Source organism: Aeromonas sp. TS_SC_11, assembly GCF_057318915.1.
In genome coordinates, this window is the sequence record NZ_CM170470.1 from 788,724 (window position 1) to 798,262 (window position 9,539).

The window sequence follows — 9,539 nt, forward strand, 5'->3', positions numbered from 1 at the left end:
AGCTCGAGGCCCCAACGGCAAAGCATAAATATGTTACCGGTTATTGCCCATGGCATCCCTTGATCCCTCTGCCGTCAGCACCTGTCGACCATGCTGCCCCCTGATGACGACGCAGTTTTTGCTCGACACAGAAATGGCAGCGACTAAGATCCGCCGAGCCATAAGAGGCTCATCAGCCCACATTGACGCAGGTACCTGAAATTCATGAAGACCAAGCTCATCACTCGCGAAGGCTACAACAAGCTGAAAGAAGAGCTCGATTTCCTGTGGCGCGAAGAGCGCCCCGAGACCACGCGCAAGGTCGCCTGGGCCGCCAGCCTGGGGGATCGCAGCGAGAATGCAGACTACCAGTACAACAAGAAGCGGCTGCGGGAGATCGACAGACGGGTGCGTTACCTGCGCAAATGCCTCGAGGAGCTGGGGATCGTCGATTATGCTCCCGCCCAGGAGGGCAAAGTATTCTTCGGCGCCTGGGTCGAGGTGGAAAACGAAGAGGGTGACACCAAGCGCTTTCGCATCGTCGGTTATGACGAGATTTTTGGCCGCAAGGATTACATCTCCATCGACTCTCCCATGGCTCGGGCCCTGCTCAAGAAAGAGGTCGGGGATGAGGCCATAGTACCTACGCCAGTCGGTGACGCCTGCTGGTATATCAATGACATCAGCTATCCCAAATGACGCAGCCGGGGAGACTTGTCCTCCCCGCCATACCGGGCAGCATAGTGCCCCTCCCTCCCGGACATCTTCTCTTCCATGACGGGGAGCGGATCGCTCGGTCTCTTCCCCCACCCTTGGACTCAGCAGCCATTTACGTCATTTCGCCAGGGTGGCATACAGTCGCGCGACCCCATATAGTGCTCACATTTGGCGCCTTATGGCGCAAACCGATCTCGGTGGCACTCTCGGTACACGCCATGATGCACATCCTCATAGTGTAGAGACGCGACCTGCTGGCGGGTAATATACCCAGCCGCAGCAAGTCGACGCCACCCAGGCCAGTTGGATAGAAGCGACCACAGAGATCCCCGATGCACAGCCATGTAATAGAGAGACAGATTGCCGGTGAGCTGAATGCCCGTCCGGAACAAGTGCAGGCAGCCGTGCGCCTGCTGGATGAAGGCTCGACAGTGCCCTTTATCGCCCGTTACCGCAAAGAGGTGACTGGTGGCCTGGATGACAGCCAGCTACGCACCCTGGAGAGCCGCCTTGGTTATCTGCGCGAGCTGGAGGATCGCCGCCAGGTGATCATTCGCTCCATCGAGGAGCAAGGCAAACTCACCCCTGAGCTGACCCGCGAGCTGAATGGCGCCGACAGCAAGACCCGGCTGGAAGACCTCTATCTCCCTTACAAACCCAAACGTCGCACCAAGGGACAGATGGCCATAGAGGCGGGGCTCGAGCCACTGGCGACCCTGCTGCTCACGGACCCGATGCGGGATCCCGAACAGGCCGCTGCCGGCTTCCTCAATTCCGAACAAGGCATCATTGACAGCAAAACAGCCCTTGATGGAGCCCGCTACATACTGATGGAGCGCTTCGCCGAGCAGGCAGACCTGCTGGAGAAACTGCGGGACTATCTGTGGCACAACGCCACTCTGCGCGCTCGCGTGGTGGCAGGCAAAGAACAAGAAGGTGCCAAGTTCAAGGACTACTTCGAACATGACGAGCCGCTGCACAAGGCTCCCTCCCACCGGGTACTGGCGATGCTGCGCGGGCGCAATGAAGGGGTCCTCAATCTGGCGCTGGTCACAGGTGAAAACGAGAGCGCCAGCCCTTGTGAAGGCATCATAGCCCACCACCTCAAACTCAATCTGCAAAGCCGTCCGGCCGACAAGTGGCTGCAAGGTGTCGTGAGCTGGACATGGAAGATCAAGCTGTCGCTGCAGATGGAGACCGAGCTGATCGGCCGGATCCGCGAATCGGCAGAAGAGGAGGCGATCAAGGTGTTTGCCATGAACCTCCAGGATCTGCTGATGGCAGCCCCGGCTGGCATGCGCTGCACCATGGGGCTGGATCCGGGTATCCGTACCGGAGTCAAGGTGGCCGTGGTCGACGCCACTGGCAAGCTGGTCGATCACGCCACCATCTACCCGTTCGAGCCGAAGAAACAGGTCGATCAGAGCCTCAAAACCCTTAGCGAGCTGTGCCAGAAGCACAAGGTGGAGCTCATCAGCATCGGCAACGGCACCGCCTCGCGGGAAACCGATCGGCTGGTGAGCGAACTATTCGAGCACTACTCCGCAGCCAAGGCGCAAAAGGTCGTGGTCAGCGAGGCGGGCGCCTCTGTCTACTCCGCCTCCGAGCTTGCCTCCCAGGAGTTCCCGGATCTGGATGTCTCTATCCGTGGCGCCGTATCCATCGCCCGCCGCCTGCAGGATCCCCTGGCCGAGCTGGTCAAGATCGATCCCAAGAGTATCGGTGTGGGCCAGTACCAGCACGACGTAGGCCAGAGCCAGCTTGCACGGCGGCTGGATGCCGTGGTCGAAGATTGCGTGAACGCAGTCGGGGTGGATGTGAACACAGCCTCGGTCGCTCTGCTGAATCGGGTCTCCGGTCTCTCCCAGACACTAGCCCAGAATATCGTCGCCTATCGGGACGAGCACGGCGCCTTCCAGAGCCGCCAGCAGTTGCTGAAGGTGAGCCGGCTCGGTCCCAAGGCATTCGAGCAGTGTGCCGGTTTTCTGCGTATTCGCGGGGGCAGCAATCCTCTCGACAGCTCGGCGGTACACCCGGAATCCTACCCTGTGGTTGAAAGGATCCTGGCGCAACTCCAGCAGCAAGTTGAAAGCCTACTCGGCAACGGCAGCCTGCTACGCAGCCTGAAGCCGGCTGACTATACGGATGAGCAGTTCGGCGTGCCCACTGTCACCGACATCATAGGCGAGCTGGACAAGCCGGGCCGCGACCCGCGCCCCGAGTTCAAGACCGCCACCTTCAAGGATGGGGTGGAGAAGATAAGCGACCTGGTGCCAGAGATGATATTGGAAGGCGTGGTCACCAACGTCACCAACTTCGGCGCCTTCGTCGATATCGGTGTCCATCAGGACGGGCTGGTCCACATCTCCTCCCTGGCCGATCGCTTCGTCAAGGACCCTCGCGAGGTGGTCAAGGCAGGGGACATAGTGAGGGTCAAGGTGCTGGAGGTCGATGCCCCGCGCAAGCGGATCAGCCTGACCATGCGGCTGGACGAAAAAGCCGGACAACCGGCCCGCAAGCCTGCCGAGCCACGCAACGCTGGCGCTGGCAGTGCCAAACCCAGAAACGAGTCCCGTCAGGCAGCACCCATGGGTGGCGCCATGGGCAGTGCGTTCGCTGCTGCTCTCTCCAAAACCAAGAAATGAAAAAAGCCCCGCGAGGGGCTTTTTTACAAGGCCTGGCTTACTGACTGAGGGTAGCCAGAATACCTTCCGGATCCTGATGCTGTACCAGCACCTCCCGCAGCCGATTGAATGCCTTGCAGGCTTCCTGTGGGTACTTGCCATAAGAAACGACGCCAGTGTGGCTCCAACCGGCCGCCAGCATGACCTTCTTCTTGAAATGGGTCCCTTCAGTCCCGCCGCCACCGAGTTGCATCAAGAACTGTTCCATCTGAAGGTGAGGAGGGGGAACACGGGAGAAGGTGGCAAAATCTTCCGGTTTGACTTCATCAAAGTGCATGGCGACTCCTGTGAGGATGAATGGGATTACCCCTCAGATTAGTTGCAAAAAACCGGGGCGGGATAGAAAAATCGGGGAAAAGTAGTGTGCCTAGACGCTTAGGCTGAGACCCTGCTGCGCCGCGGGCCTGACCGCCTGTTGATATCGCTGGGCGATGACCTGATTACGTTGCTCCATATAGGTGTTCAGCACGCCGGTCCGTGCACCATCAGCAGGCGTAGCACCTGACTGGGAGCTGGACGTCATCATTGCCTTGCGGGCTTGGGCCTCCTTGGCTGCGGCACTTCTGGCCACACTCAGATCCTGTGCGGAAGGCTCGGCAGGCGCCAGAGCGGCAGTCCGTACCTGCTGCATCTTGGCAATGGTGGCCTCGGGATCACCAGGGATAGTCCCGATGTCGATGGAAACCTCACCACCAGTGGCATAACGCTTGCCGTCCGGTCCCATCGAGAATTGATAAGTAGGGCTACTGGCAAACTGGCCGCCTGCAGCCTGATGAGCCTGCTCGTGGGTGCGAACCTCCTGATCCCTGTCCACCAGCTCCTTGATCTGCAGCTCCTGCTTTTGTTGCTGCTCCTGCTGCTTGGGATCCTGCTGTTGCTTGTTGCGCTGGCCATCCTCACCCGTGGCTTCAACAAAGCGGTTATCCACGGGCGTTTGCGGGTTGCTGGTCTGTGACCCTTCCCGCGTCTGCTGAGAGGTCTGGGCGGCATTGGCCTGGCTGGTCTTGGACTTGTCTTTCTGCGAGCCGACTTCAGGCTCGGCATTGAATGCCTCGCTCTGACGAGTCTGGGGGATGAGTGCTGCACGGCGATTGTCAGTGCGTGCCGATTCCGTCTGCGGTTGCAGCTGATTAGGAATAAGGGTCGGCAGACTGACATTGATGTTCATGTCAGACCCGGATATCGATCAGGGTACCCATCATGTCACTGGCAGTCTGGATCACTTTGGCAGAGGCACCAGCCTGCACCTCGGCCACCTTGAGGTTGACCAGTTCGTCAGGCAACTGCACCTGATCGCCACTCGGCGTGTTGAGCCGGGCAATCTGGCTGGATGCCTTGTCGGCAATCTGCTCCGCTCGCTGAAACCCTTGTACTCCGCTGTTCAATGCAGAATCTATGCGCATGACAACTCTCCTCTGACGTTGGATTAATTATCCGTCACGCCAGAGGATTAATGAAGTAAATCGTCTGTTTTTCAACCAACAAAATGTCGAACGATTTCAACGAACTGTTGGGGATGGGAAATAAAGGGTGCGTGTGAGGCTTTTTCCAGCACCACGCTGTGGCTGGCTGGGTAGCGCTCATCCAGCAGCGCAATGGAGGCTTTAGGCACCAGGGAATCCAGCCGGCCATAGACGCGCAGCCAGGGCAGGCTCAGTTGTAGCAGCTCATCGCGCAGGTCCACATCTGCCAGCAAACCGAGTCCGGCCTCCAGCGCAGCAAACTGAGGGGCGGGGCGTTCCGCCAGCCAGTGGCGCAGCTGACGGATATCATCACGGGCATGCTCGCTGCCCATGGCCTGGATCGCCAGAAAGCGTTCTATGGTCTGTCTGAAGTCTCCCGCCAACATCTGATTGAAACCGGTCAGCACCTTGGGAGCTATACCTGGCCACTCATCCCGGGCCATGAAACAGGGAGAGCTAGCCACAGTGATAAGCGAATGAAGTCGCTCAGGCTGGGTCAAGGCCAGCTGGCTTGCTACCAGACCACCGAGGGACCAGCCGAGCAGATGGCTCTTCTGTGGCAAGACTATGGCAATCTGCTCTGCCAGCCAGGGCAATGAATAATCACTCCCCTCGCGCAGCGGACTGTTGCCAAACCCGGGCAAGTCCACCAGATGCAGCCGATAATGTGCCGCCAACTGCTGGGCAATACCATGCCAGACTGCGCCATTCATGCCCCATCCGTGCAACAGCACCAGATCGGGTCCCTGACCAAATCGCTCTACCGATACGCTCATCTAGACTCAAGATCCCTGTTCATTCTCTTGGGGTCAGCATGTTAAAGCGGCTGCTAGCCAAAGCAAGTCCGATCCTTGGCAGCCACGCCGACTGGCAGGGCAGCTGTCTGCTCTGCCAGCAAGCATGTGATAGCCAGCCACTGCTTTGTAGCTGGTGTCGACAAGCCCTGTACCAGTCCTACCCCAGATGCACATTGTGCGCGGCCCCCTTGCCGGAATACATGGGAGATAAGGAGCTGATCTGTGGCCGCTGCCAGCGCAGGCCACCACCCTGGGAGCGGTTGCAGGTCATTGGCGACTATCAGGCACCCTACCCCATGCTCATTCCCCAGCTGAAATACGCCGGCCAGCTCCTGCTGGCGCCACTGCTCGCACGCCTGCTGGCCGATCATCTGGAGAGAGACGAGCCCCCAGAAGTCATCATCCCTGTTCCCCTGCACTGGTGGCGGCAGTGGTGGCGCGGCTTCAATCAGGCTGAGGAAATAGCCACCACCCTCAGCCAGATCACCGGTATTCCTTGTGATAAGCAGTTGCTGAGTCGCACCAAGGCAACCCCCCAGCAGACCCGGCTCAGTGCCGGTCAGCGGCGGCGGAATCTGCGGGGCGCCTTTCACGTTCGCCCCCATCGCTATCGGCATGTGGCCCTGCTCGACGATGTGGTAACCACGGGGGCGACGGCGGGCCAACTCACCCGCTTGCTGCACGAGAGCGGCATCGAAAAAGTGGAAGTGTGGGCCATTTGCCGTACGCTCAAACATCTCAAATAACCCTAGGTATGTATACCGCAGGCTCAGCCACATCAGGCTGCCATAGGTATATTTGACATATGTTAAGCGCCATCTGCATGCTACCCAAGCACTGCCAAGCGAGTTATCATGAATACCCTAGTCGTACACTCAGGTTTATGAGGATAGTGATGATCAGCATTTCCGACACCGCCCAGGCCCATTTCCGTAAACTGCTGGAAAAACAGCCTGATGGCACCAATATCCGGGTGTTTGTGGTCAATCCGGGAACCCAGAATGCCGAGTGCGGCGTATCATATTGCCCACCCGACGCGGTGGATCCGGAAGATCAACACCTGCCTTTCAGCGGATTCGACTGCCTGGTTGATCCTCTGAGCGCCCCTTACCTGGTCGATGCCACCATCGACTTCGTCACCGATCAGATGGGCTCCCAGCTCACCCTCAAAGCCCCCAACGCCAAGATGCGCAAAGTGGCCGACGATGCACCGCTGATCGACCGCATTGAATATGTGCTGATGTCCGAGGTCAACCCCATGCTGGCCGGTCACGGTGGCAAGGTAACTCTGGTCGAGTTGACCGAAGACAAGCTGGCCATCCTGCAGTTTGGCGGCGGTTGCAACGGTTGCTCCATGGTCGATTACACCCTGAAAGAGGGGATCGAGAAGCAGCTGCTGGAAAAATTCCCTGGCGAGCTCAACGGCGTCAAAGATGCCACCGAGCACCAGCGCGGCGATCACTCCTACTATTGATCCCGTGCCAGTGGCGATCATCCATCAAGGTTGGTCCCCTTTGACACCACACATGAAAAGGCCCCGCCAATCTGGCAGGGCCTTTTGCTATCCGACGAACCGAATGAGCCTATCTCAGTAGGCGTCGTTGTTGACGGCAGTTTGAACACGGACAGCGCGCAGAAACCTGAGCGTATAGGCATACGTGAAGATTTCGAGCACTGCCCAGGTTCAAAATGGCTAATAAAACAGCCTAATGGGATTTGCTCTTATTCATCGCGTTTGTCCCGGCTTAGCAGAGCAATCGCGGCTTCTTTCGGGTTCTTGCCCTGGTAGAGCACCTGGAAGATCTGCTCGCAGATGGGCATCTCGACGCCACAACGGGCCGCCAGCAGATGCACCTCCTTGGTGTTGCGATAACCTTCCACCACCTGGCCGATCTCGGCCATGGCAGTCTCCACCGCCTTGCCTGCACCTAGAGCCAGACCGAAACGACGGTTGCGGGACTGGTTGTCGGTACAGGTCAGCACCAGATCCCCGAGCCCCGCCATCCCCATGAAGGTTTTGGCATCGGCACCCAGCGCCGCACCGAGGCGCTGCATCTCCACCAGACCCCGGGTGATGAGCGCGGTTCTGGCGTTGGCGCCAAAGCCCAGACCATCAGAGAGACCGGCACCGATGGCGATGACGTTCTTGACCGCACCACCCAGTTGCAGGCCGACGAAATCCGGATTGGTATAAACCCGGAACGAACGGCCGCAGTGCAGCAGATGGGAGAGCTCATCGGCAAAGTCGTCGTGAGTCGACGCCACCGAGATGGCGGTCGGCAGACCGGCGGCCAGCTCCTTGGCAAAGGTGGGGCCCGAGATCACGGCCAGCGGAATAGTCTCCCCCAGCACATCACGGGCCACATCCTGCAGCAGACGGCCGCTGTCAGGTTCAAGCCCCTTGGTGGCCCAGGCGATACGGGTATCGGGGCGCAGGAAGGGTTTGACCTGGCTCAGCACCTGGCCGAACACATGGCTTGGCACCACCAGCAGCAGGACGGGAGCGGCTTGTACCGCCCGTTGCAAATCGGCGGTCAGTTGCAGATCCGCAGGAAAAGGGACATCAGGCAAAAAGGCCTTGTTGCAGCGGTCGTGTTCCAGCTCGGCGACATGGGCAGGGTCGTGACCCCACAGCAAGGTCGGATGACCGTTGCGCGCCAGAGAAATGGCAAGGGCGGAGCCATAAGACCCCGCCCCCAAGACCGAGATAGCGATCTGGTCAGCCATTATCAGGCTTCCGCAGTCGCCTGCTGGGCCTGTGCTTGCGCCATGTGCTGGGCAAACAGGGCATCGAAGTTGACCGGTGCCAGGTTCAGCTGCGGGAAGGACCCCTTGCTCACCATGTTGGCCACGGCTTCGCGGGCATACGGGAACAGTATGTTCGGGCAGAAGGCGGCCAGGCAGTGAGCCAGTTGCGGCTCCGGCAGGTTGCCTATGGTGAAGATACCGGCTTGCTGCACTTCACACAGGAAAGCGGTCTCGGTTTCCAGCTTGCAGGTCACGGTCAGGGTCAGTACAACCTCGTACACGCCATCAGCCAGGATGTTGGTCTTGGTGTCCATGTCCAGCTTGACGTCCGGCTGCCACTCTTTCTGGAAGATGTGCGGGGTATTCGGGGCTTCGAAAGAGACATCCTTGGTGTAGACACGCTGGATGTGGAATTCCGGTTGCACTTCCTGGTTGTTGATTTCGTCAGCCATTTCGTTTGATTCCTTTTTAAGATAATGAGTGGGCGCAGGCCCTTAAATCAGCGTTTTTTGGTCACCGGCAGATTATCTGCACGCCACTGGGCCATGCCACCGCTGAGCACATACACCTGCTTGAAACCGGCCTTGCTCAGTTGGCGACCCGCGCCACCAGCGGTCATCCCCGACTCGCACACAACTATGATGGGGGCATCTTTATGCTTTTCAACCGGGCCCAGATTATTGCTCTGGATCTGGCTGAGCAACAGGTGCTGGGCACCGGCCAGATGACCCTTGGCAAACTCTTCCTGACTGCGAATATCCACCACGGTGGCATTTTCACGGTTGATCAGCAGGGTAGCCGTGTGGTTGTTCACCGTCTTCACCGGAGAAAAACGAGCACGCACGCTGGTGTAAACCAGAGTGCCTGCCAGGCCGAACCAGGCTGCGGTCAGCAGCGGGTTACGGGCCGCAAAATCCAAATACTCTTGCATCTTCTACTATCCAGGGACCAAGACAAGGGCCCGAGTATACATGGTGACCCCACCAAGATCAGCCATCTTGGCGGCAAAGCGGGAGCGGGCTCCCATCAGGCGGGAACCCCATAACGGATCGGAATAAAAAGTGGCGTCCCGTCTCTTGGGGCGAGGATTCGTCGAGTGAGGGGACAAGCCGGCGACAAAGGGGAAACAGGCTGGCAACAGTCCGCGGCGG

At 59.0% G+C, this 9,539-nt stretch carries 11 protein-coding genes; 4 read left to right on the forward strand and 7 right to left on the reverse strand.

The window, feature by feature from the left end:
* Positions 1-204 precede the first annotated feature (204 nt).
* Together greB and AC1P02_RS03750 are read left to right on the forward strand one after the other, a co-directional pair.
* Positions 205-678 carry a transcription elongation factor GreB gene (gene greB, locus AC1P02_RS03745; RefSeq protein WP_005319766.1) on the forward strand — a complete coding sequence of 158 codons (474 nt, stop codon included), beginning with the start codon at positions 205-207 and terminating at the stop codon, positions 676-678.
* A 350-nt stretch (positions 679-1,028) separates the two neighbouring features.
* Positions 1,029-3,341, forward strand: a complete 2,313-nt coding sequence (locus AC1P02_RS03750) for a Tex family protein (protein ID WP_485184154.1) — start codon at positions 1,029-1,031, stop codon at positions 3,339-3,341.
* A gap of 37 nt (positions 3,342-3,378) precedes the next feature.
* Here AC1P02_RS03750 and AC1P02_RS03755 read toward each other — a convergent pair whose 3' ends face one another.
* From AC1P02_RS03755 to bioH, 4 genes are all read right to left on the reverse strand, one after another.
* Complete coding sequence (locus AC1P02_RS03755) at positions 3,379-3,657, reverse strand: hypothetical protein (protein ID WP_005319791.1); 279 nt, start codon at positions 3,655-3,657, stop codon at positions 3,379-3,381.
* Positions 3,658-3,747: 90 nt separating this feature from the next.
* Positions 3,748-4,548 carry a putative metalloprotease CJM1_0395 family protein gene (locus AC1P02_RS03760; RefSeq protein ID WP_169047220.1) on the reverse strand — a complete coding sequence of 267 codons (801 nt, stop codon included), beginning with the start codon at positions 4,546-4,548 and terminating at the stop codon, positions 3,748-3,750.
* 1 nt (position 4,549) lies between these two features.
* A complete protein-coding gene (locus AC1P02_RS03765; protein ID WP_005319796.1) occupies positions 4,550-4,783 on the reverse strand; it encodes a hypothetical protein in 234 nt (77 codons plus the stop codon).
* Positions 4,784-4,854: 71 nt separating this feature from the next.
* Entirely contained in the window at positions 4,855-5,619 is a 765-nt protein-coding gene (bioH, locus tag AC1P02_RS03770) for a pimeloyl-ACP methyl ester esterase BioH (RefSeq protein ID WP_485184158.1), read from the reverse strand.
* A 38-nt stretch (positions 5,620-5,657) separates the two neighbouring features.
* On the opposite strand from bioH, the gene AC1P02_RS03775 reads away from it, so the two are divergent.
* Complete coding sequence (locus AC1P02_RS03775) at positions 5,658-6,386, forward strand: ComFC family protein (RefSeq protein ID WP_485184160.1); 729 nt, start codon at positions 5,658-5,660, stop codon at positions 6,384-6,386.
* Positions 6,387-6,535: 149 nt separating this feature from the next.
* Complete coding sequence (nfuA, locus tag AC1P02_RS03780) at positions 6,536-7,114, forward strand: Fe-S biogenesis protein NfuA (protein ID WP_017411920.1); 579 nt, start codon at positions 6,536-6,538, stop codon at positions 7,112-7,114.
* Positions 7,115-7,362: 248 nt separating this feature from the next.
* Here the strand turns inward: nfuA and gpsA are convergent, their stop codons facing one another.
* Genes gpsA through AC1P02_RS03795 form a run of 3 tightly spaced genes read right to left on the reverse strand, consistent with a single transcriptional unit; the run spans position 7,363 to position 9,319 of the window.
* On the reverse strand, positions 7,363-8,367 hold the full coding sequence (gene gpsA / locus AC1P02_RS03785; RefSeq protein ID WP_005319805.1) for an NAD(P)H-dependent glycerol-3-phosphate dehydrogenase: 1,005 nt from the start codon (positions 8,365-8,367) through the stop codon (positions 7,363-7,365).
* A gap of 2 nt (positions 8,368-8,369) precedes the next feature.
* A complete protein-coding gene (secB, locus tag AC1P02_RS03790) occupies positions 8,370-8,840 on the reverse strand; it encodes a protein-export chaperone SecB (RefSeq protein ID WP_005319808.1) in 471 nt (156 codons plus the stop codon).
* Positions 8,841-8,887: 47 nt separating this feature from the next.
* Positions 8,888-9,319 carry a rhodanese-like domain-containing protein gene (locus AC1P02_RS03795; RefSeq protein WP_005319811.1) on the reverse strand — a complete coding sequence of 144 codons (432 nt, stop codon included), beginning with the start codon at positions 9,317-9,319 and terminating at the stop codon, positions 8,888-8,890.
* Positions 9,320-9,539: the final 220 nt, after the last annotated feature.